General features: G+C 68.0%; 26 protein-coding genes and 2 riboswitches. Of the genes, 15 read left to right on the top strand and 11 right to left on the bottom strand.

What is annotated here, in order from left to right; all coding sequences use genetic code 11:
- Positions 1 to 37 precede the first annotated feature (37 nt).
- Positions 38 to 1,735, top strand: coding sequence for an electron transfer flavoprotein-ubiquinone oxidoreductase (locus L3V85_RS22655; RefSeq protein WP_237674946.1), 1,698 nt, complete (start codon positions 38 to 40; stop codon positions 1,733 to 1,735).
- A gap of 60 nt (positions 1,736 to 1,795) precedes the next feature.
- On the opposite strand, the gene L3V85_RS22660 is transcribed toward L3V85_RS22655, so the two are convergent.
- Together L3V85_RS22660 and L3V85_RS22665 are read right to left on the bottom strand one after the other, a co-directional pair.
- Positions 1,796 to 2,875 carry a hypothetical protein gene (locus tag L3V85_RS22660; RefSeq protein ID WP_237674947.1) on the bottom strand — a complete coding sequence of 360 codons (1,080 nt, stop codon included), beginning with the start codon at positions 2,873 to 2,875 and terminating at the stop codon, positions 1,796 to 1,798.
- A gap of 27 nt (positions 2,876 to 2,902) precedes the next feature.
- A complete protein-coding gene (locus tag L3V85_RS22665) occupies positions 2,903 to 3,139 on the bottom strand; it encodes a hypothetical protein (protein WP_237674948.1) in 237 nt (78 codons plus the stop codon).
- A gap of 95 nt (positions 3,140 to 3,234) precedes the next feature.
- Between L3V85_RS22665 and denD the strand changes: the two genes are divergently transcribed.
- Genes denD through L3V85_RS22685 form a run of 4 tightly spaced genes read left to right on the top strand, consistent with a single transcriptional unit; the run spans position 3,235 to position 7,032 of the window.
- Positions 3,235 to 4,254 carry a D-erythronate dehydrogenase gene (gene denD / locus L3V85_RS22670; RefSeq protein ID WP_237674949.1) on the top strand — a complete coding sequence of 340 codons (1,020 nt, stop codon included), beginning with the start codon at positions 3,235 to 3,237 and terminating at the stop codon, positions 4,252 to 4,254.
- Between the two features lie 44 nt (positions 4,255 to 4,298).
- Positions 4,299 to 5,267: a TRAP transporter substrate-binding protein gene (locus tag L3V85_RS22675; RefSeq protein WP_237674950.1), complete on the top strand. Its 969-nt coding sequence runs from the start codon at positions 4,299 to 4,301 to the stop codon at positions 5,265 to 5,267.
- The gene (locus L3V85_RS22680) at positions 5,264 to 5,758 is read left to right on the top strand and encodes a TRAP transporter small permease (protein ID WP_237674951.1); all 495 of its coding nucleotides are present in this window, start codon (positions 5,264 to 5,266) and stop codon (positions 5,756 to 5,758) included. Before L3V85_RS22675 ends, L3V85_RS22680 begins: the two co-directional genes overlap by 4 nt.
- A complete protein-coding gene (locus L3V85_RS22685) occupies positions 5,755 to 7,032 on the top strand; it encodes a TRAP transporter large permease (protein WP_237674952.1) in 1,278 nt (425 codons plus the stop codon). The genes L3V85_RS22680 and L3V85_RS22685 overlap by 4 nt, the downstream gene beginning before the upstream one ends.
- Here the strand turns inward: L3V85_RS22685 and L3V85_RS22690 are convergent.
- Positions 7,020 to 7,808 (bottom strand): AraC family transcriptional regulator, encoded by a 789-nt coding sequence (locus L3V85_RS22690; RefSeq protein ID WP_237674953.1) that lies wholly within the window; start codon positions 7,806 to 7,808, stop codon positions 7,020 to 7,022. The two genes, L3V85_RS22685 and L3V85_RS22690, sit on opposite strands and share 13 nt — an antisense overlap.
- Before the next feature lie 91 nt (positions 7,809 to 7,899).
- Here L3V85_RS22690 and L3V85_RS22695 point away from each other — a divergent pair, with 91 nt between their 5' ends.
- On the top strand, positions 7,900 to 9,093 hold the full coding sequence (locus tag L3V85_RS22695) for an MFS transporter (RefSeq protein ID WP_237674954.1): 1,194 nt from the start codon (positions 7,900 to 7,902) through the stop codon (positions 9,091 to 9,093).
- A 102-nt stretch (positions 9,094 to 9,195) separates the two neighbouring features.
- On the top strand, positions 9,196 to 9,684 hold the full coding sequence (locus L3V85_RS22700) for a L,D-transpeptidase Cds6 family protein (protein WP_237674955.1): 489 nt from the start codon (positions 9,196 to 9,198) through the stop codon (positions 9,682 to 9,684).
- A gap of 6 nt (positions 9,685 to 9,690) precedes the next feature.
- Here L3V85_RS22700 and L3V85_RS22705 read toward each other — a convergent pair whose 3' ends face one another.
- On the bottom strand, positions 9,691 to 10,110 hold the full coding sequence (locus tag L3V85_RS22705) for a hypothetical protein (protein ID WP_237674956.1): 420 nt from the start codon (positions 10,108 to 10,110) through the stop codon (positions 9,691 to 9,693).
- A 164-nt stretch (positions 10,111 to 10,274) separates the two neighbouring features.
- On the opposite strand from L3V85_RS22705, the gene L3V85_RS22710 reads away from it, so the two are divergent.
- The 5 genes from L3V85_RS22710 to L3V85_RS22730 all read left to right on the top strand — a co-directional run bounded on the left by L3V85_RS22710 (position 10,275) and on the right by L3V85_RS22730 (position 16,458).
- Positions 10,275 to 10,820 (top strand): hypothetical protein, encoded by a 546-nt coding sequence (locus L3V85_RS22710; protein ID WP_237674957.1) that lies wholly within the window; start codon positions 10,275 to 10,277, stop codon positions 10,818 to 10,820.
- Between the two features lie 50 nt (positions 10,821 to 10,870).
- A riboswitch (glycine riboswitch) is annotated at positions 10,871 to 10,961 on the top strand.
- 12 nt (positions 10,962 to 10,973) lie between these two features.
- Positions 10,974 to 11,080: riboswitch (glycine riboswitch) on the top strand.
- Between the two features lie 45 nt (positions 11,081 to 11,125).
- Positions 11,126 to 12,298 carry a glycine cleavage system aminomethyltransferase GcvT gene (gene gcvT, locus L3V85_RS22715; RefSeq protein WP_237674958.1) on the top strand — a complete coding sequence of 391 codons (1,173 nt, stop codon included), beginning with the start codon at positions 11,126 to 11,128 and terminating at the stop codon, positions 12,296 to 12,298.
- Positions 12,299 to 12,361: 63 nt separating this feature from the next.
- Positions 12,362 to 12,733: a glycine cleavage system protein GcvH gene (gene gcvH / locus L3V85_RS22720; RefSeq protein WP_237674959.1), complete on the top strand. Its 372-nt coding sequence runs from the start codon at positions 12,362 to 12,364 to the stop codon at positions 12,731 to 12,733.
- A gap of 54 nt (positions 12,734 to 12,787) precedes the next feature.
- Positions 12,788 to 15,697, top strand: a complete 2,910-nt coding sequence (gene gcvP, locus L3V85_RS22725) for an aminomethyl-transferring glycine dehydrogenase (protein WP_237674960.1) — start codon at positions 12,788 to 12,790, stop codon at positions 15,695 to 15,697.
- A 29-nt stretch (positions 15,698 to 15,726) separates the two neighbouring features.
- Positions 15,727 to 16,458, top strand: a complete 732-nt coding sequence (locus L3V85_RS22730; RefSeq protein WP_237674961.1) for a Crp/Fnr family transcriptional regulator — start codon at positions 15,727 to 15,729, stop codon at positions 16,456 to 16,458.
- Here L3V85_RS22730 and L3V85_RS22735 read toward each other — a convergent pair.
- The 3 genes from L3V85_RS22735 to L3V85_RS22745 all read right to left on the bottom strand — a co-directional run bounded on the left by L3V85_RS22735 (position 16,401) and on the right by L3V85_RS22745 (position 20,267).
- Entirely contained in the window at positions 16,401 to 17,984 is a 1,584-nt protein-coding gene (locus L3V85_RS22735; protein ID WP_237674962.1) for an alpha/beta fold hydrolase, read from the bottom strand. The two genes, L3V85_RS22730 and L3V85_RS22735, sit on opposite strands and share 58 nt — an antisense overlap.
- A 123-nt stretch (positions 17,985 to 18,107) precedes the next feature.
- Positions 18,108 to 19,019 carry a DUF3014 domain-containing protein gene (locus L3V85_RS22740; RefSeq protein ID WP_237674963.1) on the bottom strand — a complete coding sequence of 304 codons (912 nt, stop codon included), beginning with the start codon at positions 19,017 to 19,019 and terminating at the stop codon, positions 18,108 to 18,110.
- A 135-nt stretch (positions 19,020 to 19,154) separates the two neighbouring features.
- Positions 19,155 to 20,267: a DUF2855 family protein gene (locus L3V85_RS22745; RefSeq protein ID WP_237674964.1), complete on the bottom strand. Its 1,113-nt coding sequence runs from the start codon at positions 20,265 to 20,267 to the stop codon at positions 19,155 to 19,157.
- Positions 20,268 to 20,316: 49 nt separating this feature from the next.
- Between L3V85_RS22745 and L3V85_RS22750 the strand changes: the two genes are divergently transcribed.
- Positions 20,317 to 20,940, top strand: coding sequence for a TetR/AcrR family transcriptional regulator (locus L3V85_RS22750; RefSeq protein WP_237674965.1), 624 nt, complete (start codon positions 20,317 to 20,319; stop codon positions 20,938 to 20,940).
- On the opposite strand, the gene L3V85_RS22755 is transcribed toward L3V85_RS22750, so the two are convergent.
- Positions 20,915 to 21,592, bottom strand: a complete 678-nt coding sequence (locus tag L3V85_RS22755; RefSeq protein ID WP_237674966.1) for an alpha/beta hydrolase — start codon at positions 21,590 to 21,592, stop codon at positions 20,915 to 20,917. The genes L3V85_RS22750 and L3V85_RS22755 overlap by 26 nt on opposite strands.
- Positions 21,593 to 21,618: 26 nt before the next feature.
- Positions 21,619 to 22,671 carry an NAD(P)H-dependent flavin oxidoreductase gene (locus L3V85_RS22760; RefSeq protein WP_237674967.1) on the bottom strand — a complete coding sequence of 351 codons (1,053 nt, stop codon included), beginning with the start codon at positions 22,669 to 22,671 and terminating at the stop codon, positions 21,619 to 21,621.
- A 102-nt stretch (positions 22,672 to 22,773) separates the two neighbouring features.
- Between L3V85_RS22760 and L3V85_RS22765 the strand changes: the two genes are divergently transcribed.
- Positions 22,774 to 23,748, top strand: coding sequence for a hypothetical protein (locus L3V85_RS22765; RefSeq protein WP_237674968.1), 975 nt, complete (start codon positions 22,774 to 22,776; stop codon positions 23,746 to 23,748).
- A gap of 28 nt (positions 23,749 to 23,776) precedes the next feature.
- On the opposite strand, the gene L3V85_RS22770 is transcribed toward L3V85_RS22765, so the two are convergent.
- Positions 23,777 to 25,078 (bottom strand): UDP-N-acetylglucosamine 1-carboxyvinyltransferase, encoded by a 1,302-nt coding sequence (locus L3V85_RS22770; protein WP_237674969.1) that lies wholly within the window; start codon positions 25,076 to 25,078, stop codon positions 23,777 to 23,779.
- Between the two features lie 264 nt (positions 25,079 to 25,342).
- Here L3V85_RS22770 and L3V85_RS22775 point away from each other — a divergent pair, with 264 nt between their 5' ends.
- Positions 25,343 to 25,756 carry a GFA family protein gene (locus L3V85_RS22775; protein ID WP_237674970.1) on the top strand — a complete coding sequence of 138 codons (414 nt, stop codon included), beginning with the start codon at positions 25,343 to 25,345 and terminating at the stop codon, positions 25,754 to 25,756.
- Positions 25,757 to 25,929: 173 nt separating this feature from the next.
- Here the strand turns inward: L3V85_RS22775 and L3V85_RS22780 are convergent, their stop codons facing one another.
- Positions 25,930 to 26,409: a hypothetical protein gene (locus L3V85_RS22780; protein ID WP_237674971.1), complete on the bottom strand. Its 480-nt coding sequence runs from the start codon at positions 26,407 to 26,409 to the stop codon at positions 25,930 to 25,932.
- Between the last annotated feature and the right edge of the window lie 14 nt (positions 26,410 to 26,423).

Consider the following 26,423-nt stretch of genomic DNA (forward strand, 5'->3'; position numbering starts at 1 on the left):
CCCCGCGCCTCGAAAAATCATTATCGATCCAACCCAGATGACCCACGACGAAATCCTCGCCCAGTTCGGCCCTCGCGAAGCCATGGAATACGACGTGGTCGTGGTCGGTGGCGGCCCGGCCGGCCTCTCGACCGCGATCCGGCTCAAGCAGCTCGCAGCGCAGCACGAGAAAGAGATCTCGGTCGTGGTGCTCGAGAAGGGTTCGGAGCCCGGCGCGCACATCCTGTCGGGCGCCATCATGGACCCGCGCGCGCTCAACGAACTGCTGCCCGACTGGAAGGAGCTGGGCGCGCCGCTGAACCAGCCGGTCACCGACGACGCGATGGTGTTCCTGGGCGAAAAGGGCAGCCTGCGCACGCCCAACGCCTTCCTGCCGGCGTGCTTCCAGAACCACGGCAACTACATCATCAGCCTGGGCGCCTTCACCAAGTGGCTGGCGCAGCAGGCCGAGAATCTCGGCGTCGAGATCTTCCCCGGCTTCCCGGCCGCCGAGGTGCTCTACAACGAGGACGGCTCGGTGCGCGGCGTGGCCACCGGCAACATGGGCATCGGCAAGGACGGCGAGCCGACCGAGAACTTCCAGCTCGGCATGGAGCTGCTGGGCAAGTACACCGTGTTCGCCGAAGGCGCGCGCGGCCACCTGGGCCGCCAGCTCATCGCCAAGTACAAGCTCGACGCCGGCAAGGACCCGCAGACCTACGGCCTGGGCGTGAAGGAAGTCTGGGAAATCGACCCCAAGCGCCATCAGCCCGGCTTCGTGCTGCACACCGCCGGCTGGCCCATGAAGAGCGACACCTACGGCGGCGCGTTCCTCTATCACATGGAGGACAACAAGGTCACCATGGGCTTCATCACGGGCCTGGACTACAGCAACCCTTATCTGAGCCCGTTCGAGGAAATGCAGCGCTGGAAGCTGCACCCCAACATCCGCTGGTACCTGGAAGGCGACGAGGCCAAGGGGATCAAGCCCGCCAAGCGCATCGGCTACGGCGCGCGCGCCATCACCGCGGGCGGCCTCATGTCGCTGCCCAAGACGGTGTTCCCCGGCGGCGCGCTGGTCGGCTGCGAGGCCGGCTACCTCAACGTGAGCCGCATCAAGGGCAGCCACGCCGCCATCAAGACCGGCATGCTGTGCGCCGAGGCGGCCTTCGAGGCCGTGCAGGCCGGCCGCCAGCACGACGAACTCACCGCATACCCGGAAGCCTTCGAAAAGAGCTGGCTGCACACCGAGCTGAAGAAGGCGCGCAACTTCAAGGCGTGGTTCAAGAAGGGCCTGGGCGTCGCCACGCTCATGAACGGCATCGAGCAATGGCTGCTCAAGGGCAACATCCCCTGGACGCTGCGCCGCAACAAGGCCGACCACCTGTACCTGAAGCCTGCGTCCGAGTGCAAGCCCATCGTGTACCCCAAGCCCGACGGCAAGCTCACCTTCGACCGCCTCTCCAGCGTGTTCATCAGCAACACCAACCATGAAGAGCAGCAGCCGGCCCACCTGACGCTGAAAGACCCGACGGTGCCGGTGAACATCAACCTCGAGAAGTTCGCCGGCCCCGAAAGCCGCTACTGCCCGGCCGGCGTGTACGAGTTCGTCGGCACCGACGACGGCAAGCAGCGCCTGCAGATCAACGCGCAGAACTGCGTGCACTGCAAGACCTGCGACATCAAGGACCCGACGCAGAACATCGTGTGGGTCACGCCCGAGGGCGGTGGCGGCCCGAACTACGTCGGCATGTAAGAACGCCGCACAGGCCATCGGAAAGCCCTCTTCGGAGGGCTTTTTTCTTGCGGCGTCCGCTCAGGCAAGGTAGGCAGCCACCTCGCCCGGTGTGAGGAAGCGCACGAGCGACACGTGCGCGTTCTGCTCCGAGTGGAGCACCTGGTCGAAGCCGTTCCAGCTGCGGCCGGGCTTGTCTGGCGTGTCCAGCGCCACGAGCACCAGGCGCCCCTGCCTGCGGGCGTTCTCGCGCAGCGTGCCCTCGCCCCAGGACCACGCCATGCGGTCGACCAGTTCGCCGTTCTTGAAGGCATGGGCCTGCAGCCAGAGGTATTCGGCGGCATCGCTGTCGCGAGGCTCTCCTTCTTCGTCCGCGTCCGCCTCGCCCGTGGCCGGCTGGATGCCAAGCGCATCCGCATGCTCCCGCATCAGCGCCTGCAGGAGCGAGAACGCATGGAAGTTGTTGTTGACGGCATGCGCCTTCACCAGCATGCCGGCACGCGACGTGGGCAGCAGCACCACCAGTTCGTCCTCGTAGGCCAACTGGGCGGCGCTGCGAATGAAGTGCAGGCCGTCGAACGGCAGGGAGTCGTTCACGGCCATCGCATCGATGCGCGCCACCAGCTCGCCGTCGGCCAGCAGCGCACGGTGGTTGCGCACGTCGCGCATGAGCATGGCCATCAGCGGAAGCACCAACAGATCGACCGCCGCCTGGCGCGCCTCGACCTCGAAGCGCCGGGGCGCGGGCAGTGCGCCGAGCGCCGCATTGGCCGCCTCCCATTCGGCGAGGTCGGGGTCTTCTTCCTCGGAATCCTCTTCTTCCTGCGGCTCCGCCGCGCAGAAGGGTTCGAGCGACACGAGCAGTTCGTCCATGAGCCTGAGGGCGGCGCCGAAAAGCAGGCGCGGATCGGCCCCGTCCTCCACGAGCGCGCCGCAGAACAAGGCCAGCAGCGCGGCCCGGTGCGGATGCAGGACGGGCAGTTGCTCGGCGGCCAGCCGCAGCACCTCGTCCTTGGCGGGGCCCTTCTCATTCACCACGGAGAGGTAGAAACCCCTGACCTCCTCGCGCGAGAAGAAAGAGGACTGGGTATCGAGGTCGGCATCGCCGAGCACCGGCTGCCGCAGCGTTTCCAGGAAATCGGATGGGAGCGTTGTCGTCATGGCCGCCGTTTTTACAGGACTTCCATTTCACGGCCGAACGAACTTGCGCGCGATCAGCCCGGCGACGAGCGCTCCGGCGATGGCGCCCGGCAGCGAGAAAGCCGGTCCGGCCAGCCCCGCAAGGGCTCCCACACATCCGCCCAGGAAGATCCAGGTCAACAGGGCCCGCCTGCGCCGGTAATGCGGCAAAGGCTTCTGGGCGAACATGCCGTTCGCCACGAGCCACGCAATGGCGATGAGCCACAAAACCACGACCGTGAACATCCGGCGTCTCCTGTCGATGAAAGCCGCGTACCCGTCATCGAGCATGCCACATGCCCGGCCGCGCTTATTCTTGGATCTCAAAGGAGACAAGACCCATGCACATCGTCATCACCGGCGGCGCCGGCTTTCTGGGCGCACGCCTCGCCCGCACGCTGTTGAAGCAAGGCAGCCTCGCGCTGGCCGGCGCACCGGCTCGCCCCATCGAACGCGTCACGCTGGTCGACCGCGCTGCCCCGCCGGCCGACCTCGCATCCGATGCTCGCATCAGCGCCATCACCGGCGACCTGAACGCGCAGCTCGCCGCCGATGCCGACGCCACGCCCTGGCGCGAGGCCGATGCCATCTTCCACCTGGCCGCCGCGGTGAGCGGCGAATGCGAGGCCGACTTCGACCTCGGCATGCGCAGCAACTTCGCGGCCACGCATGCACTGCTCGAAAAGGTGCGCACGCTCGGCACGAAGCCGGTGCTGGTGTTCTCCAGCTCGCTCGCCGTGTTCGGCGATTCGCCCGAGCAGCCGTTGCCCAAGGTCATCGAAGACCACACGCTGCCCACGCCGCAGACCAGCTACGGCATCCAGAAGTTCATCGGCGAACAGCTGGTGGCCGATTTCACGCGCAAGGGTTTCGTGCGCGGGCGCAGCGTGCGGCTCATGACGGTGAGCGTGCGGCCGGGCAAGCCGAACGGCGCGGCTTCGGGTTTCTTCAGCGGCATGGTGCGCGAGCCGCTGGCTGGCCTGCGCGCCGCCTGCCCGGTGCCCGACGCCACGCCTGTCGCCATCGCGTCACCCGCACGCACGGTCGAGGGAATCATCCGCGCCGCCGAGGCAAGCGACGCCGAATGGGGACCGCGCACCGCGCTCAACCTGCCCTCGCTCGCCACCACCGTGGGCGACATGGCGGCTGCGCTGGAGCGCGTGGCTGGCAAGGCGGCCACGGCCCTGCTCGACCGCACGCCCGATCCGGCCATCCAGCGCATCGTGAAGACCTGGCCCGGCCACTTCGAGACGGCGCGCGCGCGGGCGTTGGGGCTCACGGCCGACGAGAGCTTCGAGGCGGTGATTCGCGAATACGTCCGTGAAAATCCCGACGCCGTGAAGCTCCCGGTTGCTGCATAGTCCTTTGCGCCTGACGCATTCCTGACCAAACTCCCGGAGACAACATGAAATTCGGCCCCATCGCCGCCGCCTGCCTTTCGCTCGCCCTGAGCTCGGTCGCCTTTGCACAGACGACCATGAAGATCAGCATTTCGACTGCGCAGAACTCGCATCAGGGCGTCGCCATCGACACCTTCGCCAAGGAAGTCGAGAAGCGCACGGGGGGCCGCTACAAGGTGCAGACCTTCTACAACGGCTCGCTCGGCGGCGAGCGCGAGTCGATCGAGGCCGTGCAACTGGGCACGCAGGAGCTCGCGTTCTCGTCGACCGGCCCCGTTCCCAACTTCGTGCCCGAGACCAAGATCCTCGACGTGCCCTTCCTGTTTCGCGACAAGGCCCACGCGCGCGCGGTGCTCGACGGCCCGATCGGACAGGACATGCTGACCAAGTTCGACGCCAAGGGCTTCAAGGCGCTGGCATGGGCCGAGAACGGCTTTCGCCACATGACCAACAGCAAGCGCGACGTGAAGGCGCCCGAGGACCTGAAGGGCCTGAAGATGCGCACGATGGAAAACCCGGTGCACATCGCGGCCTACAAGGGCTTCGGCATCATCACGACGCCCATGGCCTTCCCTGAAGTGTTCACCGCGCTGCAGCAAGGCACGGTCGACGGCCAGGAGAACCCGTTGCCGGTCATCATCTCGGCCAAGTTCGACCAGGTGCAGAAGCACCTTTCGCTCACCGGCCACGTCTACTCGCCTTGCATCTTCGTGATGAACAAGGCCACGTTCGACAAGCTCAGCGCGGCCGACAAGCAGGCCTTCCTCGACGCAGCCAAGGAAGGCACCAAGGCCAACCGCGCACGCGTCGACGAAGACGACGCCAAGGGCGTGGCCGACCTGCGCGCCAAAGGCATGACCGTGGTCGACAACGTCGACAAGGCCAGGTTCGTCGCCGCGCTCGCGCCGGTCAACGCCCAGTTCGAGAAGGACTTCGGCAAGGCCAACCTCGACAAGATCCGCGACTACAAGTGAAAGAAAAGTTCCTTGGCATCGAGCGCTGGACCACCGGCGCCTCGATGGTGGGGGCGTGCCTGATGCTCGTCATCGCGTCCGCCCTCGGTGTGTTCCAGATCGTGACGCGCTTCGTGCTGGAGCAGCCGGCCGAATGGAGCGAGATCCTGATCCGCGTGAGCCTCATCTGGATGGTATTCCTCGGCATCCCCATGGCGTTTCGCCAGGGCGCGATGGTGAGCGTGGACGTTCTCTACCGCTGGAGCCCGCCACGCGTGCGCCGCGTGCTCGACGCGGTGGTGAGCGTCGCCGCGCTCACGCTGATGCTGATCGTGCTGTGGTGGGGCTGGGACTACGCCATGCGCGGACGCGTGCAGTCGATGGCCGGCCTTGAAAGCATCTCGATGGTGTGGGCTTACCTGGCGCTGCCGGTCGGCTCCGTTTTCTGCCTCTTCGGCATTGCCGGCAATTACCTCGACCCGAAGCGGCTCGAATTGGAGACCGCGCAATGAGCGTCGTGATGGTTGCGACGATGGTGCTCTGCTTTGCACTGTCGATCTCGGTGGCTGTTTCCATCGGGCTGGCGTCGATCCTGGGCATTCAGGTCACGAACGCCAACATGCTGATCTCCGTGAAGGAGATGTTCAACTCGATCAACAAGTTTCCGCTGGCGGCCATTCCGTTCTTCATACTGGCCGGCAACCTGATGGAAACCGGCGGCATCTCGCGGCGGCTGGTGGAGTTCGCCAAGAGCATCGTGGGCGGCGTGCAGGGCGGCCTGCCGATGACCTGCGTGCTCACCTGCATGATCTTCGCGGCGGTGTCGGGCTCGTCGGTGGCAACCACCTTCGCGATCGGCGCCATCCTGATCCCGGCGCTCATCAAGCACGGCTACCCCACCTCGTACGCGGCGGCCCTGCAGGCTACCAGCGCGGAGCTGGGCGTGATCATTCCGCCGTCGATCCCGATGATCCTGTACGGCGTGAGCGCCGAAGTCTCCATCGGCGAGCTGTTCATCGCGGGCTTCGGCCCCGGCATCCTGATCAGCCTGGCGCTGATGCTCTTCGTGTGGGTCTACTGCAAGTGGAAGGGCTGGGGCAAGAACGACGGCGAAGGCCGCATGCCCTTCGGCCGCGCCCTCTGGCAGGCGGGCTGGGCGCTGCTGATGCCGGTGATCATCCTCGGCGGCATCTACGGCGGCGTCTTCACGCCCACGGAGGCCTCTGCGGTGGCGGTGTTCTATGCGCTGGTGGTGGGCATGGTGATCTACCGCGAGATCAAGCTGAAGGACCTGTACGTCATCTTGCGCAAGTCGGTGATGTCGTCGGCGGTGATCATGTTCATCATCGCCAACGCGGGGCTGTTCGCGTTCCTGATCACCCGCGCGGGCGTACCCGACGCCATCGGGCACTGGCTGCAGCAGGTGCTGCAATCGCCAGCGATGTTCCTGCTGGGCGTGAACGCGGCGCTGTTCGTGATCGGCATGTTCATCGAGACCAGCGCGGCCATCATCGTGCTGGCGCCGATCCTGGCGCCGGTGGCGGTGCATTTCGGCATCGACCCGGTGCACTTCGGACTGATCATGGTGGTGAACCTTGCCCTGGGCATGATCACCCCGCCCTTCGGCGTGAACCTGTTCGCGGCCTGCACGGTGGCGCGAATATCGCTGGACCGCATCGTGCGGCACCTGGTGCCCTTCGTGCTGGTGATCATGGCGTGCCTGATGGTGATCACCTACGTGCCCTGGGTCTCGCTGGCGCTGCGGGACCTGGTCTACGCCAGGTAGTCCCGTCCAAGGTACTGGCTGGGCGGCACGCCCAGCGTGCGGCGGAACATGGCGGTGAAGGCGCTCGGGCTCTCGTAGCCGTGCGCCAGCGCCACCTCCAGGATCGACGCGCCCGCCGCCAGCTGCGGCAGGCTCAGCAGCAGCCTTGCCTGTCGGCACCAGGCGCCGAAATTCATGCCCGTCTCGCGCTGGAACAGGCGCGCGAGGGTGCGGGTGTTCATGTGCAGGCGCAGCGCCCAGTCGTCCAGCGTGGCGGGCAGAGACGGGTCGCGCACCAGCTCTTCGCACAGCACGGCCAGGCGGGCATGGCGCGGCATCGGCACATGCAGCGAGAGCACGGGCGCGGCCTGGATCTCGTCGAGGATCAGCTCCATCACCCGCTCGTCGCGCCCGCCCGGCGCGTAGTCCAGCGGCAGCGCCACGGCGGTGACGATCAGCTCCCGCAGCAGCGCGCCGACATGAATGACGCGGCATTCGGCGCCCAGGTCCGCGCGCGTGCCGGGCTCGACGAACACGGTGCGCATCTTCACCTCGCCGGCCATGCGGATCTGGTGCTCCATGCCGGCCGGCACCCACACGCCGCGCCCGGTCGGCACCACCCAGCTGCCGGCCACGGCGCTCACCAGCATCACGCCCGAAATCGCATGGATCAGCTGCCCGCGCCGGTGCGTGTGCGGCGGTATGAAGGCGTCGCCGGCGGGGTCGGTCGCCAGCACCGCCACGGCGCGCGGGGTCGACTCGCCCTCTTCGGGGCGCAGGTTGATTGCTTTGTCCATTTCTCGACGATGCTTGTTGATTCGTAGCCAGAACATCTTCTCATGGCTTCCTACGATGCTTTTTTCTCAAGGAAACGAAAGAAGCGATCGAATGAACAAGCGCCGACTCGGGTTGCTCACCGGCACCCATGCCGTCAATGACCTCTACCAGGGCCTCGTGCCCGCCCTGCTGCCGTTCATGGTGCTGGAACGCGGCTACAGCTACACCGCGGTAGCCGGCCTGATGCTCGCAGCCACCGGCCTGTCGAGCGTGGTGCAGCCGCTGTTCGGCCTGTATGCCGACCGCCATCCGCGCGGCTGGCTGGTGCCCACCGGCTTCCTGGTGGCCGCGCTGGGCGTGGTGCTGGCGGGCCTGAGCCAGAGCTATCTGCTGACCTGGATCGCGATGGTGCTGTGCGGGCTGGGCATCGCGGCCTACCACCCGCCGGCCACCGTGGCGGCACGCGCGGCGGGCGGTGCGTCGCAGAAGGCGATGAGCGTGTTTTCCGTGGGCGGCACCATCGGCGCGTCGTTCGCGCCGGTGCTGGCGGCCACCGTGGTGGGCGGCGGCAGCCTGTCGCGCAGCTACCTGCTGGGCGTGCCCGCGCTGGCGATGGGCGTCGTGTGGATGGTCGCGAACGCCGGCAGCGGCGCGGCCTCCGCCGCCAGCGCTGCAGCCGCTGCGCGCAAGGCCGGCGGCCAGGTGCTGAAGCCGCACAACGACTGGCGCGCCTTCAGCCTGCTGGTCTTGACCATCATCGGCTGGTCGATCCCGTACGTGACGGTGCTGTCGATGCTGTCGCTGCGCATCACCCGCGACCTGCACGGCACCGCCTTCCAGGGCGCCGCGGCACTGACCTCGTTCACCGCCGCGGGCGCCGTGGGCACGCTGCTCGGCGGCTGGCTCGGCGACCGCATCGGCCGCATGGGCACGATCCGCGCCGGCTACCTGTTCGCCCTGCCTTCGCTCGCGGGCGTGGTGCTTGCGCCGAACGCAGGCTGGGCGCTCGCCTGCACCGCGCTGCTCGGCATGTGCATGTTCCTGCCCTTCGCCGCGCAGGTGACGCTGGCGCAGGACTACCTGCCGCGCAACCCGGCCACGGCCAGCGGCATCACGCTGGGGTTGGCGCTGTCGGTGGGCGGGCTGGTGTCGCCGCTGTTCGGCATGCTGTCGGATGCGCGGGGCCTCGGCGTCACGCTCACGGCGGTGCTGTGCGTGCTCTGCGTCGCGACGGTGCTGGCACTGAGGCTGCGCAACCGGTCGATGCAGGCAATGCCCGCTGAAGTGGAAGGCGCAGCCGCCTGAGCGGTGGTCTGTGCGGCGGTCTGCGCGGCGCGGGTTCGTTCACTGCCAGAATCGGCGTCGGATTCGACCGACGCCTAAAACTGACAAAGAGGGAACCGCGCCATGAACCGATCCTTGACCTGCCTGCTCGCCAGCGGCCTGCTGACCACGGCCGCTTTCGCGGCTTCGCCACCGGCACCGGCTGCCCCTACGGCCACCACGACGCCTGCCGCCGTGGAGACCCCCGCCGCATCGGCACCTCCCGCCGCGAGCGGCATCGCGGAAGTCGAGGCCGCCGTACGCGCCTGGGCCGCCGCCTGGTCGGCCCGCGACGCGGACCGCTACCTCGCCGCCTACGCGCCCGACTTCACGCCGCCGCGCAACAAGGACCGCAAGCGCTGGGAAAGCGACCGCCGCGCGCGCATCGCTGACAAGTCGAGCATCAGCGTGGGCATCGAAGACCTGGTCATCAGCATCAACGGACAGGCCGCGAGCGCCAGGTTCAAGCAGGTCTACCGCGCCGACAAGGTGAAGGAAACCGGCCGCAAGACGCTGGAACTGCAGCGCGTGGGCAGCCAGTGGCTGATCCGCAAGGAAAGCGCGGGCGGCTGACCGCGCTCACAGCCCCAGCTTCGTCAACGCCCAGGCCACGGTGCCGAGCTGCACCACGTTGAGCGTCATGCCGGCGATGTGAAGGCGGCGGAACTGGCGGGCCGAGACATCGACCGCCGGGATCGTGCCGCGCAGCAGGTCCATGCGCGGAATGATCAGCCAGCGGCGCAGCGAGAACGCCAGGCCCGCAATGAAGGCCATGCCCACGGAAAAAACCGGCCGGCCCGACCAGGCATAGCAAAGCGCCGCCGCGCTCCCCGTGAACATCACCGCAAGGTAGTAGACGTTGAACAGGCCGCGGATGAAGCGCGAGTCCAGCGGCGTGTCGTGCTTGAGGCTCAGCAGCGGCAGCGAGCCCATCATGAAAAAGCCCATCCAGACGAGCAGCAAGACTGTCGCCATGAGTGCAAAAACGATGGGAAGCATGTGGTGGACCTTCCGCGGTGCCGGAGCATAGCGCCGGGCAATGCGGTTGCGGTATCGGGAAATCGACCGGGGCAATCGCCATTTCCTTAAGCGAAAAGGGTTCATGAAGGTGTCACCACATGCAACGATGCTGCAGCCCTCGATCTCCGAAAGCTGTGGCTGCCATGTTTCCCACCAAGACCGACAAGGCGCGCGACGAACTCCAGGGCGGACAGCGCACGCTCAGCCAGCGTGAACGGGCACTGCTGCTCATGGCCGACGGGCGGCGCTCGCTGACCGACTTCAGCCCGCTCTTCAGCAGCCGCGACGAGGCCGAGCGGGCCATCCAGGCGCTGGTGCAGCGCGGCTACCTGCAAGCCCCGACGGCCGCGGTCGCGCCCCCCGCCCCGGCGCCCGTGCAGCCCGCGCCCATTCCCGCCGCCGAACCGATCCAGGTCGCCACTTCGGCCGACACCTTCGACGGCAAGCGCTCGCTGGCCACCACGCGCATGTTCCTGTTCGACATCTGCGAGCGCATGTTCGTGCGCCGCGATCCCAAGTTCGCGACGCAGATGCGCGACGCCCTCCGCGAAGCCCGCGACCGCGAGGCCATGCTGACCATCGCCGCGCTGATGCTCACCGAAATCGAGAAGACCGCCGGCCCCGAACGCGCCGAATCGCTGCGCGAGCGCATCGACAAGCTGCTGCCGCCGGCTGAAGTCGTTCACTGACTCGAATCGCACTCCACGGATACGGCCACCCCTTTCCGTATCAACTACACTCGCCCAGGTCAGGAGAGAGCCCCGCGAGCCGGGGCCGCCGAAGGCGCAGGGGTTTCCCGAACGCTCAGGCAAAAGGACTGACAAGGCGCCGGTGAACACCGGCGTTTCCTTGCTGGAGAGAGGCCATCGCCCACGCGCGGCGGCCCACCGAAGGAGCAAACCCCGATCGTGGGGCGAATCTCTCAGGTAAAGCGGACAGCAGGGGTGGCCCATGGCTTGCGTCATGGATTTTGTCTGCCCCTTTGGAGTGCCCCGTGGCCGCTTCCTCCGCACCCGCTACCGAACTTCTCAAGACGCCGCTTCACGACCTTCACGTGGAGCTCGGCGCCCGCATGGTGCCCTTTGCCGGCTACTCGATGCCGGTGCAGTACCCTGCCGGCCTGATGGCCGAACACAAGCACACGCGCGACGCGGCCGGCCTGTTCGACATCTCCCACATGGGCCAGTTGCGCCTCGTCGGCCCCGACGCCGCGGCAGCCTTCGAGACCCTGATGCCCGTCGACGTGATCGACCTGCCCGCCGGCAAGCAGCGCTACGGCCTGCTGCTGAACGACGAGGGCGGCATCCTCGACGACCTGATGTTCTTCAACGAAGGCAACGGCTCGCTATTCGTGATCGTCAACGGCGCCTGCAAGGTGGCCGACATCGCCCACATCCAGCAGAAGATCGGCGCCCGCTGCGAAGTGCAGCCCCTGCCCGACCACGCCCTGCTCGCGCTGCAGGGCCCGCAGGCCGCCGCCACGCTGGCGCGGCTGTCGCCCGGCATCGAGCGCTTCATTTTCATGACCGGCGGCGCGGTGCGGATCGGCGACATTGCCGCCTTCGTCACCCGCAGCGGCTACACCGGCGAAGACGGCTTCGAGATCTCGGTGGCCGCCAAGGACGCCGAGGCCCTGGCCCGCCTGCTGCTGGCCCAGCCCGAGGTCAAGCCCATCGGCCTGGGCGCGCGCAATTCGCTGCGGCTCGAAGCCGGCCTTTGCCTGTACGGCAACGACATCGACACCACCACCACGCCGGTCGAGGCCTCGCTCAACTGGGCGATGCAGAAGGTGCGCCGTGCGGGCGGCGCGCGCGAAGGTGGCTTTCCCGGCGCCGCGAAGATCCTCGCGCAGCTTGCCGCCGCCACGGCGGGCGCCGCCGGCCACACCGACCACGACACCCTCAAGCGCAAGCGCGTCGGCCTCGTCGCGCTCGAGCGCATTCCGGTGCGCGACGGCACGCTGCTGCAATCCTTCGAAGGCCAGGACATCGGCATCGTCACCAGCGGCCTGCTCGGCCCGACTGCCGACCGCTGCATCGCCATGGGCTACGTGGCCACCGCATTCGCCGAGCCCGGCACCCGCGTGCAGGCCATCGTGCGCGGCAAGCCGGTGCCGATGGAAGTCTCGACCATGCCTTTCGTGCCGACCCGCTACTACCGCGGCTGAACCCGCCGGACCCGGCTAGGCTCTGCACCCCTATCCACTTTTTCCACGAGGAGTTTTTTCACCATGAGCATCAAGTACACCAAGGACCACGAATGGGTGTCGGCCGAAGGCGACGCGGCCACCGTCGGCATCACCGTGCACGCGCAGGACGCGCTGGGCGACGTGGTGTTCGTCGACCTGCCCGAAGTCGGCAAGACCTTCGCCCAGGGCGAGGTTGCCGGCGTCGTCGAATCGGTCAAGGCCGCCGCCGACGTGTTCATGCCCGTGTCGGGCGAGATCACCGAAGTGAACGAAGCCCTGCGCGCCGACCCGTCGCTCGCCAACAGCGACCCGCTGGCCACCGGCTGGTTCTTCAAGGTCAAGCTGAGCGAGCCCGCGCAGCTCGACGCCCTGCTGGACGCCGCCAGCTACGACAAGTTCGCGGCCGAATCCTGATCCGCTGAATTTTTCAGCAGCACCTTTGTTCTTTCCCTCCGAGCCTTCACCGCCATGCCGACGCCCGCCCTTCCTTCTTTGCAAGAACTAGAGAACGCCGAAGAATTCCTTGCCCGCCACATCGGCATCGATGCGGCGGACGAGGCGCGCATGCTGCCGGTGATCGGCTCGGAAACGCGCTCGGAGCTCATCGACGGCATCGTGCCCGCGGCCATCCGTCGCGCTCGGCCGATGCGGCTGCCGGCCCCGGTAACGGAAGCCGACGCGCTGGCCGAGCTGAAGGCGATGGCGTCGAAGAACAAGGTGTTCAGGAATTTCATCGGCCAGGGCTACTACGGCACGCACACGCCGGGCGTCATCCTGCGCAACATCCTGGAGAACCCCGCCTGGTACACCGCGTACACGCCCTACCAGGCCGAGATCTCGCAGGGCCGCATGGAAGCCCTGCTCAACTTCCAGACGATGGTGTGCGACCTCACGGGCATGGCCATCGCCAATGCGTCGATGCTCGACGAGGCCACGGCCGCCGCCGAGGCCATGACGCTCGCCAAGCGCAGCGTGAAGAGCAAGAGCAACGTGTTCCTGGTCTCGGGCGACTGCCATCCGCAGACCATCGAAGTCATCAAGACGCGCGCCGCGCCGCTGGGCATCGAAGTGAAGGTGAGCACGGTGTCGGAAACGCTGCCGCACCTGATGGTGAGCGGCGCCTTCTTCGGCGTGCTCGCGCAGTACCCCGCCACCACCGGCCACGTGCACGACCTGCGCCCGCTCGCGGGCCATGCGCACCAGTGCGACGCGGCTTTCATCGTCGCGGCCGACCTGCTGGCGCTCACGCTGCTGGTCGCGCCCGGCGAGTTCGACGCCGACATCGTGTGCGGCACCACGCAGCGCTTCGGCATGCCGCTGTGCAACGGCGGCCCGCACGCCGCCTACCTGGCCTGCCGCGACGAGTTCAAGCGCTCGCTGCCGGGCCGCCTGGTGGGCGTGAGCGTCGACACGCACGGCCAGCCCGCCTACCGCCTCGCGCTGCAGACGCGCGAGCAGCACATCCGCCGCGAAAAGGCCACCTCCAACATCTGCACCGCGCAGGTGCTGCCGGCCGTGGTGGCCAGCATGTACGCCGTGTACCACGGCCCCGACGGCCTCACGCGCATCGCGCAGCGCGTGGCCGCGCTCACGGCCATCCTGTCGGCGGGCCTGTCGCAGATGGGCCGCGAGCCGGTCAACACCACCGCCTTCGACTCGCTGACCATCCGCACCGGCGACGACACGCCCGCCATCATCGAGCGCGCGCAGGCTGCCGGCGTCAACCTGCGCCAGCGGCTGCAGCAGCACCTGGGCATCTCGCTCGACGAGACCACCACGCGCGCCGACGTCGAAACGCTGTGGACCCTGTTCGCACCGGTCGGCAAGGCGTTGCCGCGCTTCGACGACCTGGCCGCCAGCGCCGCGCCGCTGATCCCCGAAGACCTGCGCCGCGCCAGCGCCTTCCTCTCGCATCCGGTGTTCAACACCCACAAGAGCGAGACCGCCATGCTGCGCTACATCCGCAGCCTGTCGGACAAAGATCTGGCGCTCGACCGCAGCATGATCCCGCTGGGCAGCTGCACCATGAAGCTCAACGCGACCAGCGAGATGATCCCCATCACCTGGCCCGAGTTCGCCAACATCCACCCCTTCGCGCCGGCCGACCAGCAACTCGGCTATGCCCAGCTCGACGCGCAGCTGCGCGCCTGGCTGTGCGAGGCCACCGGCTACGCTGGCATCAGCCTGCAGCCCAACGCGGGCTCGCAGGGCGAGTACGCGGGCCTGCTGGCCATCAAGTCCTTCCATGAAGCCAAGGGCCAGGGCCACCGCAACATCTGCCTGATCCCGTCTTCCGCCCACGGCACCAACCCCGCGAGCGCGCAGATGGTCGGCCTGCAGGTGGTGGTGACGGCCTGCGACGCGCAGGGCAACGTCGACATGGACGACCTGAAGCGCGCCTGCGAGAAGCACAGCGACAAGCTGGCCGCGGTGATGATCACCTACCCCAGCACGCACGGCGTGTTCGAAACCCGCGTGAAGGAGCTCTGCGAGCTGGTGCATGCGCACGGCGGCCGGGTGTACGTGGACGGCGCCAACATGAACGCGCTGGTCGGCGTGGCCGCGCCGGGCGAGTTCGGCGGCGACGTGAGCCACCTGAACCTGCACAAGACCTTCTGCATTCCGCACGGCGGTGGCGGCCCCGGCGTGGGTCCGGTCTGCGTGGTCGAAGACCTCGTGCCCTACCTGCCGGGCCATGCGACCGCCGGCGTGCCCTCGCACGGCGTGGGCGCCGTGTCCGCGGCGCCGCTGGGCAACGCGGCCGTGCTGCCGATCAGCTGGATGTACTGCCGCATGATGGGCGCCAAGGGCCTGCAGGCCGCGACCGAGACGGCCATCCTGAGCGCCAACTACATCAGCGCGCGCCTGAAGGACCACTATCCCACGCTGTACGCGAGCCCCAACGGCCACGTGGCGCACGAGTGCATTCTCGATCTGCGTCCGCTCAAGGACACCAGCGGCGTCACCGCCGAGGACGTGGCCAAGCGTCTGATCGACTACGGCTTCCACGCGCCCACGCTGAGCTTCCCGGTGCCCGGCACGCTGATGGTCGAGCCGACCGAGAGCGAGCCGCTGGCCGAGCTGGACCGCTTCATCGACGCGATGATCGCCATCCGCGGCGAGATCCGCCGCATCGAGGAAGGCGTCTGGCCGAAGGAAGACAACCCGCTCAAGCACGCGCCGCACACCGCCGCGAGCCTGCTGGGCACCGAGTGGAGCCACCCCTACTCGCGCGAACTCGGCGCCTATCCGCTGGCCACGCTCAAGAACGCCAAGTACTGGCCGCCCATCGGCCGCGTCGACAACGTCTACGGCGACCGCAACCTGTTCTGCAGCTGCGTGCCCGTGGGCGACTACAAGGAAACCGAAGAGGCCTGAGCCACGGTGGCCAGCGCGCGCGGTCCGGCATGAACGCGGACGAGGTCGAGTCGCTCAAGTCGCGCTGGCGCGGCTGCGTGTGGGCCTACACGCTCAGCGACGACGAGGCGGCTGCCCTGCTGCCGCAGCTTCGCTTCGTCGAGCTGGCGGCGGGCCAGGCCATCTGGCACCGCGGCGACGCGGCCGAGCACTGGGTCGGCATGGGGCGCGGCAGCATGAAGCTGTGCACCACCTCGGCCTCGGGCAAGCCCGTGACCTTCATGGGCCAGGCCTTCAGCTGGGTCGGAGAAGTGGAGCTGATCCGTGACCAGCCGCGCTTGTGCGACGCGGTGGCGCTGTCGGACGCGGTCATCATCAAGATGCCCAAGGCCGCCTTCTTCCATCTGCTGGAAACCAACCCGGCCTTCAACCGCTTCGTGATGCTGCTGCTGAGCGAGCGGGTGACGCAATCGATGGCGCTCACGCTGTCCGACCGCACGCTGGACCCGGTTGCCAAGGTGGCGCAGAGCCTGGCCTCGCTCTTCAGCCCCTCGGCCTTTCCGCCGCGTTCGCTGGAGCTGCAGGTGTCGCAGGCGGAACTGGCGATCTACTGCAACATGTCTCGGCCCCGGTTGAACGCGGCGCTGCGGCAGCTGGAAGCCGAAGGACTGCTGGAGCTGGGCTACCAGATCGTCACGCTGAAGCAGCTCGATGCGCTGCGCGCCTACCGCGGTGCAGCGTCGGTGGACAGCGGCAGCCAGACGCGCCCCGACACCGCATAGGCGTTACTGCCCGCGACGCCGGCCACCGGCGCGCCCGAAGCCGGCGCCCAGACGTATTGCGGATGCGTCGAGAACAGCGCCACGCCCAGTTCGTCACCCGGCTGCATGCGCGCCGCCACGCCGCCCAGCGCAACGCGATGCCGGCCCGTCGGCACCGGCACCACCTGGTCCGACAGCACCAGCACCTCGCCGCCCTTGCGGCGCAGCGCCAGTCCCAGCAGCGCCACGCCCGGGCCAGCCTTGCCCTTCACCTCGATCTCTGCTTTCGGCACCCCGGCCAGCACGGCACCGGCCCCCTGCCGCGCAAGCACATCCGCCGGGAAAGCGACGAACAACGGTCCCTTCGATCCAGCCGCCACCTCGGTGGCAGGCAGCGCCGCGCCCACCTGTGCGGACACAGGCGCCGCGCCCTGGTAGGCCGTGCCATCGTCCAGCGCGATGCACAGCGAGGGCACCGAAGACAGCCCCGTGTCCGCATCGCGCAGCTTGGCGTCGAGCCACGCCAGCATCGCGTCCATCGCATCGACGCCGCCGCAGCGTGCCGGCTTGTCGCGCTGCTCCGCGCGCGGATTCACGTGGCCCGAGCGCAGCACCATCAGCCGAACGTCCCCGCCGCCCGACTTCAGGTAGCGCCAGTTGCGCAGGCCGTCGCCCATGTCGAACAGCACGTCTTCGCTGGCCTGCACGACCAGCGCATCGACGCGCCGCGCCGGCTGCCCGGCCCAGCTCGCGCCCGAGGGGCCGTGCGCCTGGTAGGCATCGCGCAGCCGGGGCGCGTCGGCCCCGAGGTCGGACCATGCCCAGGCGCCCGGTTTGGGTGCCGTGTCGCACAAGGGCGCCAGCAGGCCGCCGTCGCGCACCTTGCCGCGCTGTGCCATGAAGCATTCGAACTGCACGAAGCCCTGCTTGAGCACGCCCTGCGGCGCGAGCGAGTGCTGCAGGTCGTACCAGGTCATTGACGGAATCACGGTGGTGATGCGCGGCTCCAGCTGCGCGAGCTGCATCTGATAGCCGCCGCCATACGAGCCCCCGATGCTGCCGATGCGCGGCTTGCCGTCGGCGCCCTTGCGCAGCGGCAGTTCGCGTTCGGCCCAGTCGATCAGGCCGCGGATGTCGGCGATCTCGGCCTGCGGGTCCATGATGCGGCTGTCGCCACCGCTGTCGCCATGGCCCCGATGGTCGAAGCTGATGACCGCGAAGCCGCGCTCCACCAGCGTGGGCACCAGCCGGTCGACGCGCGACCAGTAGCTGGCGGCAGGGTCGGTGTCGCGCGGCGGCATCGCCTGCAAGCGCCCGAGGCCGAAGCCGCTCGCATGCAGTACCAGTGGATAGCCGCCTTCCGGCTTGGTGTCGGGCAGAAAGAGCGTGAACGCGACCTTGGTGCCCTTGGCATCGCTGGCGCCCGCCAGCGGGTCGGGCACCACGGATTGCACCGAGAGCTGCTGCACTGTGGCGGCCTGCGCGCAGGGCGCGGCGCCGAGAATCGCCGCCGCGCTGAGCGCCGCGGCACGGAGGATTGCCTTCATTTTTTCTGTTCCTGGTTGCGTGTCGTGTCGACGCACGCGACTCTAGGAACGAAGGCGGCGGCGGATTGTCCCGACGGGAACAATGAACGGCCGCCGCGTCGGAAAGCTGTGGCCTGCTGCGGCTTACTGCGACTTCTTCTTCGCGATGTCCGCGGTCGCGACCTGCTGGCGCAGCGCGCGCAGGCTGGCCTTCATCTTGCGCTCGTTCTCCGGGCCCATGCGCACCATGATCTTCTGGCCGGCGGACGCCTTCTCCAGCTCCTGGTCAACGTATTCGTAACGCACCCAGGGCCGCTGCGAAGGCACGTCGCCCTTCACCTCGACCAGCCGCACCTGCACCGGGCCCTTGGGCTCGGGCGCCTGCAGCAGGTTGTCGATCACCGCGATGAGCCGGTCGTTGAAGTAGCGCCCCGGATAGCCCAGCTCTTCATACGCCTGCTGGAACAGCGGATAGAGCTTGGCGTACACCGCGGCCGCCTTGGCCGGGTCGACCGATTGCACCAGCAGCACGAAGCCGTTGTAGCGCGCCGCGTTGTTGGCGGAAATGGTCTGCGCCTCGCCCTGCCCCTCGGTGATGAAGCGCTGGCCCGTGGGCTGCACCGGCCATGCGCTGGCGGGCGCCTGCTCGCGCGCGAGGTTGTCGACCGTGGCCACGAAGCGCCGCACGATGCCGTCGGAACGCAGAAAGGCTTCGGCGTTCTTGGCGCCCAGCAACTCGGCCAGCGCCTTCATCACGCGCGAATCGGAGTCGGCGAGCTTGGGCAGCGCGGCGTCGGGCGGCGCGAGCGCATCGACGGGGTTCTGCGGGCCGGTGGGCTCGGCCCGGGCGGGGGGCGGCGGTGGCGGTGCATCGGCCGGCGCGGCGGCCACGGGGGCGGGCTCCGGCGGCGTCTGCTGTTGCTGGTACCAGCGCCAGCCGAAGAAGGCGGCGGCCAGCAGCACCAGCACGATGACGATGATCGTGCCCACGGGCGTCTCGCGGCGGGGTCGGAATTCGGGTGCGTCGCGTGTGTCGCGAATGTCGCTTTCGGACATGGGTCGGTTTCCTTTGGCTGGCGTGAAAGGCACTGGGAGACGAAGGCTATGGTGCACCAATAAAGGCCGCGCCACGCCCGCATCGTCGCCCATCGTCGTAACGCCCTGTGACGTGCCGACCCGCCGGAAGTTCAGTCAACCTGCAAGCCGCACCACATGCGCGAGCCTCGGATCGACCTTGCCCGCGTGCAGGTCGGCGATCACCGCCTGCGCATGCGCGAAGCCCTCGCCCTGCGCCAGCGCCATCCAGCGGTTGCCGGGCCTGCTGAGCTCGGCAATGAACCGGCCCTGCGCTTCGTTGAAGCGGCGGTTGACCTCCTGCGGGCCCCAGTCGGCATTGCGCTTGCGGATCTGCACAGGCGCGAAGTAAAGCTGCGGCGTGGGGCCGGGCAGCGAGGTGGTGTCGCCAAGAAACTCCGTTTTCTGCGCGGAGCCCGCATAGCAGTCGTAGACCAGCGATGCGCCGAAGTGGTGGTGCACCGTCGCGCGCAGTTCGTCGTTGCCGGAGAAGTCGACATACAGCGTGGGCACGTCGGCAGGCGTGGCGATTTCTTCATAGGCCAGCGTGCGGTCGTAGCAGCCCAGGCCCTCCACGAAGGCGCGATTGCCGTTGGACGTTGCGGCGATCAGCGTCAGCCCTTCGCGCTTGCCGAGGCAGAAGGCCGTGCCGAATGCCGTCTTGCTCGACGCGCTGGACACCACCACCTGCTTCGCGCCGAAGAAGCCGTTGTCTTCCAGGAAGTCGGCCAGCATGAACGAGGTGATGAACAGCGGCCGCACCAGCATCTGGTAGTCCTCCAGCGCGGCGACATAGCCCGCGTCGTTGCTGCAGCGCATGTACTGGTTGTAGGCCGACACCAGTTCGCCGCGGTGCGCGGCGCCGTCGTAGAAGCCGCGCGGCGTCACGCGCACCGGCTGCATGCGCAGGTGGCTCGCGATCGGAAAGTAACCGTAGAAGCGCTCGCCCACCGCCACGCCCTCCACGTTCGAGGCCGCCACGTCGGCGAAGCCCCAGGCCGGCATGTGGCCCCAGTCGGCGTCGCCGGTCGGAAAGAACTGCCAGTACTTCATGACCGCGTCGCCGAAGGCCGCGTAGGTGATGTTGTTGGTGGTCAGCGAGAAGCGGCCGATCTTCATCAGCACTTCGCCGGGCTGCAGCGCGCCGGTGTCCTGCGCGCTCACCACGCGGGTGGTGCCGAGGGCGTTCTTGCGCGTCTGGAGGCGGGTTAAAGTGAATGCGTTGTTCATTCGCAAACTGTATGGCGGCCCGCTTCGCGGCGGGTTCGGAAACCCGTCGATGCCGCACGCCCCTGCCTCCAAGCCCCTGAAACGCCCCACGCAGGCGCGTGGGAAGTTCACCGTGCAGGCGATCTACGACGCCTTTGTTCGGATTTGGAACGCGCACGGCTGGGACGGCGTGACCACCCGCGCGGTGGCGCTGGAAACCGGCATCGCGGTCGGCACGCTGTACGACTACTTTCCCGACAAGGAAGCCCTGCTCTCGGGCTACGTGCGCCACTGCATCGAGACACTGCTCGCGCGGCTCGATGCCGACGTGATCGCGCCCGCTGGCATCGGCTGGCGGGAGCGGGTGCCGCGCCTGGTGCGCGTCACCTGCGACACGCAGCTGGAAGGGCTGCCCGCCTTCGACCACGAGATGCTGATGCTCGAACACCGCGTGGCGGAGCCCAAGCACCACCGGCGGGTGTACGACGAACTCGCGGCGCGCTGGCTGCGGGCCTTCGAGGCATGCGCCGACCTGCAGCCCCAACCCGCGCCCGCCACCATCCACGCGTTGCTGACCGCCTGCTGGGGCGCGCGCCGCTACCGGCTGCTGGTGCAGCCGGGCGCAGCCAGCGACAACGGCGCTTGGCTCGCGGAGATGGAAGCGATGGTCATGGCGCGTCTGACTGCGCGCTGAGCGCCTGCAGCCACGCCAGCGTGGCCTGCAGCTCGGCCGGCCGGATCTCGTGCGCGCCCGGAAAGTCGCCGCCCGACAGCGTCAGCGGCAAGGTGCTCGCCAGCTCGCGCGTGGTCTGGGCCGCGCTCGGCGGAATCACGTTGTCGGCGCTGCCGTGGCTCACCCACAGCGCCTTGCCCTCGAAGGCCTCGGCCGGCGCGACGTGCGGCACCACCTGCGACAGCAGCCGGCTGTGCCACACCATCGCGGCGCGCACGCTCTCGGGCTTGGTCAGCAGCAGCGACAGCGCCATGATCCCGCCCTGGCTGAAGCCGCCGACGATCACGCGCTCCGGCGGCACGCCGAGCTGCTGGCCGGCCGAGGCGATCATTTCGCCGACGAGGAAGCGGCTCTCGCGCTCCTGCTCTTCGTTGATCAGGCGCTCGCCATTCGGCAGGAACTGGAACTCGAACCACGCATAGGCATCGGGCGACAGCACGTACGGCGCGCGCAGGCTCAGCACATGGAAGTGCGGCGGCATCATGCGCGCGAGGCCGAACAGGTCCTGCTCGTTGCTGCCGACGCCGTGCATCAGCACCAGCAGCCAGGGCTCGGCCGTGCCCGGCTTGGCCGTGTGTTCGAGGAATTTGAGGGGCAGGTGAAGTTGGGTCATGAGAGTGGAAGCAGTGGGAGCAGTGCTTATCGGATTGCCTGGAAGCCGCGCGCCAGCTCGCGCGTGAGCTCGGCCGCCGGCACCTCGCGGCAACCGGTCGCGTTCTGGCCCGACCAGAGCGGAGAGAAGTCGCCGCTGCCCTGGGCCTCGGCCTTGGCGCGCAGCGGCGCGATGCCCGATGTGGCCAGCGGAAACTCCGGCGCAGCCGCGCCGATGGGGCCCAGCTCGCGCATCACGCGGTTCACGATGCCGCGCGCGGGCCGGCCGGTGAAGAGATTGGTCAGCGCCGTGTGGCGCGCGGCTTCGCTCTTGAGCGCGGCGCGGTGCAGCGCGCTGGTGGTCGCCTCGGGAGTCAGCATGTAGGCGGTGCCGATCTGCACGCCCGCCGCGCCCAGCGCCATCGCGGCGGCCACGCCGTTCGCGTCGGCAATGCCGCCAGCGGCGATCACCGGCCGCTTGACGGCGCGCACCAGCTGCGGCAGCAGCGCGAAGGTGCCGAGCTGCTCCGTCAGGTCATGCGACAGGAAATGCCCGCGATGCCCGCCGGCCTCCAAGCCCTGGGCGATGACGGCGTCCACGCCGCGCGCCTCCAGCCACAGCGCCTCGTCGACCGTGGTGGCCGAAGCCAGCACCTTGGCGCCCCAGCCGCGCACCCGCGCCAGCAGCGCCTCGGAAGGCAGCCCGAAATGAAAACTCACCACCGGCGGACGGAACTCCGCGATCAGGTCGGCCACCTCGGGGCTGAAAGGGTTGCGCCCCGGGCCGGCGGGAATGCTCGCGGCATCGATGCCGTGCTCCGCGTAGTACGGCGCCAACGCCGCGCGCCATGTGGCTTCGCGTTCCGGGCTCGGCGCCGGCGGGGTGTGACAGAAGAAATTGACGTTGAAGGGCTTGTCCGTGCCCGCGCGGATGGCCGTGAGCTCGCTGCGCATGACGTCGGGGCTCAGCATGGCGCCCGGCAGCGAGCCGAGCCCGCCCGCATTGCTGACCGCGACCACCATCGCGCTGCCTTGCACGCCGGCCATCGGCGCCTGGATGAGAGGAAGTTCGGTGCCGAGGATCTGCTGCAGCGTCGTCATTCGAAAGAGTCCTGGAGTGTCGGGAGCGGCCATTGTCCGGCCTGCGCGGAAGCGGCATCGGCGGCGGGGTCATCGACATTCGGCTTCGGCACAATCGCGGGCATGCAGCACACCCCCCGTCCCGACAGGCCACGCGCCGCCCTGGCCACGGCAGCCGTTGTCGCAGCGCTCCTCGCGCTGGCCGGCTGCTCGCAGGAAGACAGCAGCAACGGCACCGCCAGCGCCGCCGATGTTCCGGCCGCCACCGAGGAAGCGCTGTCCCCGGCCGCCGAACTCTCCGCCCCCGCTTTTTCGGCCACGCTCAAGCGCGGCGACCTCATGCCGCTGATCTTTCCCGGCTGGGAAGACAAGGATTCCAGCCGCGCCGGCACCGTGAAGCTGCTCGACATCGGCAACGACGGCAAACCCGTGCCCGACAGCGAAGGCGAGCAGCAGGCCGACGTGTCGCCGCGCGAGGTGGTGCGCCTGGACGACACCCACGCGGTGATGCTGACCGAGACCGTGCCGCTCGACGACCAGGGCCAGCCCATGAACGCCCACGTTGCCGGCGCCTGGATCGGTGCCTACTTCTTCGAGCAGGGCAGCGACGGCTGGGCCCTGTCCAAGCGCAGCGACGCCGTGGCTTACCAGGGCTTCATGGGCAGCATCGGCAAGACCGCCATCGAGCGCATCGCGCCCCAGCGCTTCGTGCTCACCGCCACCAGCGGCAGCTGCTGGCAGGGCTACTGCGGCAGCTGGCTGTCGGTGTACGAACTGGGCGCGAGCGAAGTGCGGGAAATGGTGAGCGGCATTCCGATGTCGGCCAGCAACGGCGGCGCCGACGGCGCCTGCGAGCAGGTGCTGGCCAACGAACGCCCCGAGACACCACCGCGCGGCAGCTGCTTCGATGTAGAAGGCTCGGCGCAATTCGCCCTGGGCACCGACGACGAGCCCGGAGAAATGCGCCTGGTGTTCAGCGGCACGCGCACCTCCGGCGCCGGCACGCGCGCCGAGTCGGTCGACAGCACCGTGGTGTACGCCTACCGCAAGGGCAGCTACGTGCCGGGCAGCGGGCGCAACCCGGTGCCGTCGTTCTGACGCGCGGGCCGCCGCTGCGCTTTCAGAGTCACTCTTCGCTGGTCCACTCCACCTGCACGCCCAGGCTGCGCAGGTTTTCCACGAAGCGCGGGTGTGCGCGGCGGATCGGCGTGGCGTTGCGGATTTCCGAGCGGCCTTCGATGCTCGCCGCCACCATGAACAGCGCAATCGCCACGCGGATGATGTAGGGGCTCTCGACCACCGCCGGCGTCAGCGGATTGCCGCCGAAGGTAATGAGCCGGTGCGGGTCCGACGAGAACACATGCGCGCCGAATTTGGACAGCTCGCCGGTCCAGCCCAGCGCGCCGTCGTACACCTTGTTCCAGAACATCGCATTGCCCTGGGCACGCACGCCCAGCGCGATGAAGATCGGCAGCAGGTCGACCGGAAAGTACGGCCACGGCGCCGCCTCGACCTTGGTCAGCACATTGCTCGTGAACGGCGTCTGCACCTTCAGCGGGCCGCTGCGCAGGGCGCGCGACCAGCCGTCTTCATGCACGATCTGCACGCCGAACTTCGCGAAGGTGCGGTCCAGCAGCGGGAAGTTTTCGGGCGCGCTGTTGCGCACCACCACGTCGCCGCCGGTGATGGCGCCGAGCGCCAGGAAGGTGGTGATCTCGTGGAAGTCTTCGTCGAAGCGGAACTCCCCGCCCTTGAGCGTGCCGCCGCCATGCACCGTGAGCCGCGAAGTGCCCATGCCCTCGATGCGCACGCCGATCATCGCCATGAAGCGGCAGAACTCCTGCACGTGCGGCTCCGACGCGGCGTTGGTCAGCGTCGAGGTGCCGCCCGCGGCGGCGGCGCACAGCACGAAGTTCTCGGTGGTCGTGACCGAGGCGTAGTCCAGCCAGTGGTCGGTGGGCGTGAGCCGGCTCTTGCTGTACACCAGCAGCGAGCCTTCGGTGCGCTCCACTTCGCCGCCGAAGCGCTGGAACACCTCCACGTGCGGATCGATCTCGCGCACGCCCAGCGTGCAGCCCTTGACGTTGTCTTCCAGCCGCGCCACGCCGAAGCGCGCCAGCAGCGGCGGCACCAGCATGATCGACGAGCGCATTTCCTCGGGCAGGCGGTGCAGCGCGGCGTCGAACGTGGTCTCGCGGTGATGCAGCTCGAGCGTGCCCGTCTCGTGGTCCATGTGCACGTCGCTGCCCAGGGTGCGGAAGATTTCGAGGATCTTGCGCACGTCGGTGATGTCGGGCACCCCATGCAGCCGCAGCGGCTCCCAGGTGAGCAAGGTGGCGCAAAGCACCGGAAGCACGGCGTTCTTGTTGGCGGAGGGAGTGATGCGGCCACGCAGCGGCGTACCGCCATGCACGATGAGGTTGGACATGAAGAGGAAGAAACGGGGGAGCGGAAGGCGGTGAGAAATGGCGCGTAAACAATTCGCGCCCGAAGGCCAGAACTTTACCGTCTGAAAGCGGCATGAACGGCGCCGAAGTTGTAAGAACTTCAACGCAGAAGCCGCTGAAATAACAATTCTTTCGCGTTACATCCAGCTGATTTCAGTCCGGCTCGCGACGGACTTGTTACTCCCACCGCCCCGCCCTGCCCGGCTAGATTGGGTGCCTACCCTCCCCCAGAAAGGACAAACCCGATGACCCACGCCTATACCGGCGGCTGCGCATGCGGCGCCATCCGCTACGAAATCGCGACCGAGCCCGTCTTCCAGAACCACTGCCAATGCCGCGACTGCCAGCGCAAGAGCGGCACCGGCCACGGCTCGTACCTCACCTTCGCGCGCGCCGGCGTCAAGCACAGCGGCAACGCCACGCTGTGGGACATCGCTGGCGACAGCGGCAACATCAAGACCCGCGCGTTCTGCCCGGCCTGCGGCTCGCCCGTGTACATGACCTTTGCGGCGATGCCCGATGTCTTCACGGTGCACGCGGCGAGCCTGGATGATCCGGGGCGGTACAAGCCGCAGGCGGTCACGTATGCCGTGCGGGGGTACGAGTGGGATTTTCTGGATCCGGGGCTGGTGAAGTTCGAGAGGATGCCGCCGATGTGAGCGTGGAAACCGGCGAGCCCCTTCCTCGGCAAGAATCTTCGCGCCTTCTTCAGGCTAGTCGTCAGGCTGGCAGCGATCAGGAATTCTTTCCATAGGCCATTGGGGGAACGGCTTTTTTGAACTCGTGCACCGAAGATAAACCGCGCGAATATTCTTCCAATTGCCGCGCCGCATCAAGCGCGGCCCATTTCTTCATATGAGGCACCGGCGAACGCGAGACGCTCCCCCCAGGCGGCTTCAGCGACATGTCGAATAACTTCTGCAAGCGTCTCGATATCCACATCTTGAGCCCTGATGCATGCCAAGCGGCCAGGCGACCAATCGATGACATCGCACTGCGGGTACCTTGCCAGCACCAAAGACAGAGCCTCCTGAGGTGGCTCTTTGCGGGTGTACATGACATCAAAGTACGGGGCACTCCCGTCTTGGGAGCAATAGACCTGAACCCAAGCGTTCGCCGGATTGGAGAACCACACGGTGACGTAGCGATGCGCCCATTGAGGCCCACCATGCTTGATGCTTTGGAGCACTTCCAAGACTGATTGGCAACCGGAAATTCGGACCATGCAATTGGCGTCAAAACTCCGGACCGGCTCAAGCTGAGCGCTGGCCATGCGGGCCAGAAGTGCGGCTCTTCTTGCTTTCTTGTTCATCCCGCTGCATTGAT

This window comes from Variovorax paradoxus (genome assembly GCF_022009635.1).
Classification (GTDB): domain Bacteria; phylum Pseudomonadota; class Gammaproteobacteria; order Burkholderiales; family Burkholderiaceae_C; genus Variovorax.

What these genes read in the sequence shown, in the direction of transcription:
- gcvP (WP_237674960.1), top strand. Translation starts at nt 12,788, where the DNA reads ATGCCGACGCCCGCCCTTCCTTCTTTGCAAGAACTAGAGAACGCCGAA.
- L3V85_RS22710 (WP_237674957.1), top strand. Translation starts at nt 10,275, where the DNA reads ATGTTTCCCACCAAGACCGACAAGGCGCGCGACGAACTCCAGGGCGGA.
- L3V85_RS22665 (WP_237674948.1), bottom strand. Translation starts at nt 3,139, where the DNA reads ATGTTCACGGTCGTGGTTTTGTGGCTCATCGCCATTGCGTGGCTCGTG.
- L3V85_RS22760 (WP_237674967.1), bottom strand. Translation starts at nt 22,671, where the DNA reads ATGACGACGCTGCAGCAGATCCTCGGCACCGAACTTCCTCTCATCCAG.
- L3V85_RS22690 (WP_237674953.1), bottom strand. Translation starts at nt 7,808, where the DNA reads ATGGACAAAGCAATCAACCTGCGCCCCGAAGAGGGCGAGTCGACCCCG.
- denD (WP_237674949.1), top strand. Translation starts at nt 3,235, where the DNA reads ATGCACATCGTCATCACCGGCGGCGCCGGCTTTCTGGGCGCACGCCTC.
- L3V85_RS22735 (WP_237674962.1), bottom strand. Translation starts at nt 17,984, where the DNA reads ATGAAGGCAATCCTCCGTGCCGCGGCGCTCAGCGCGGCGGCGATTCTC.
- L3V85_RS22740 (WP_237674963.1), bottom strand. Translation starts at nt 19,019, where the DNA reads ATGTCCGAAAGCGACATTCGCGACACACGCGACGCACCCGAATTCCGA.
- L3V85_RS22695 (WP_237674954.1), top strand. Translation starts at nt 7,900, where the DNA reads ATGAACAAGCGCCGACTCGGGTTGCTCACCGGCACCCATGCCGTCAAT.
- gcvH (WP_237674959.1), top strand. Translation starts at nt 12,362, where the DNA reads ATGAGCATCAAGTACACCAAGGACCACGAATGGGTGTCGGCCGAAGGC.
- L3V85_RS22730 (WP_237674961.1), top strand. Translation starts at nt 15,727, where the DNA reads ATGAACGCGGACGAGGTCGAGTCGCTCAAGTCGCGCTGGCGCGGCTGC.
- L3V85_RS22655 (WP_237674946.1), top strand. Translation starts at nt 38, where the DNA reads ATGACCCACGACGAAATCCTCGCCCAGTTCGGCCCTCGCGAAGCCATG.
- L3V85_RS22685 (WP_237674952.1), top strand. Translation starts at nt 5,755, where the DNA reads ATGAGCGTCGTGATGGTTGCGACGATGGTGCTCTGCTTTGCACTGTCG.
- L3V85_RS22775 (WP_237674970.1), top strand. Translation starts at nt 25,343, where the DNA reads ATGACCCACGCCTATACCGGCGGCTGCGCATGCGGCGCCATCCGCTAC.
- L3V85_RS22765 (WP_237674968.1), top strand. Translation starts at nt 22,774, where the DNA reads ATGCAGCACACCCCCCGTCCCGACAGGCCACGCGCCGCCCTGGCCACG.
- L3V85_RS22675 (WP_237674950.1), top strand. Translation starts at nt 4,299, where the DNA reads ATGAAATTCGGCCCCATCGCCGCCGCCTGCCTTTCGCTCGCCCTGAGC.
- L3V85_RS22755 (WP_237674966.1), bottom strand. Translation starts at nt 21,592, where the DNA reads ATGACCCAACTTCACCTGCCCCTCAAATTCCTCGAACACACGGCCAAG.
- L3V85_RS22770 (WP_237674969.1), bottom strand. Translation starts at nt 25,078, where the DNA reads ATGTCCAACCTCATCGTGCATGGCGGTACGCCGCTGCGTGGCCGCATC.
- L3V85_RS22705 (WP_237674956.1), bottom strand. Translation starts at nt 10,110, where the DNA reads ATGCTTCCCATCGTTTTTGCACTCATGGCGACAGTCTTGCTGCTCGTC.
- L3V85_RS22780 (WP_237674971.1), bottom strand. Translation starts at nt 26,409, where the DNA reads ATGAACAAGAAAGCAAGAAGAGCCGCACTTCTGGCCCGCATGGCCAGC.
- L3V85_RS22750 (WP_237674965.1), top strand. Translation starts at nt 20,317, where the DNA reads ATGCCGCACGCCCCTGCCTCCAAGCCCCTGAAACGCCCCACGCAGGCG.
- L3V85_RS22700 (WP_237674955.1), top strand. Translation starts at nt 9,196, where the DNA reads ATGAACCGATCCTTGACCTGCCTGCTCGCCAGCGGCCTGCTGACCACG.
- L3V85_RS22745 (WP_237674964.1), bottom strand. Translation starts at nt 20,267, where the DNA reads ATGAACAACGCATTCACTTTAACCCGCCTCCAGACGCGCAAGAACGCC.
- L3V85_RS22660 (WP_237674947.1), bottom strand. Translation starts at nt 2,875, where the DNA reads ATGACGACAACGCTCCCATCCGATTTCCTGGAAACGCTGCGGCAGCCG.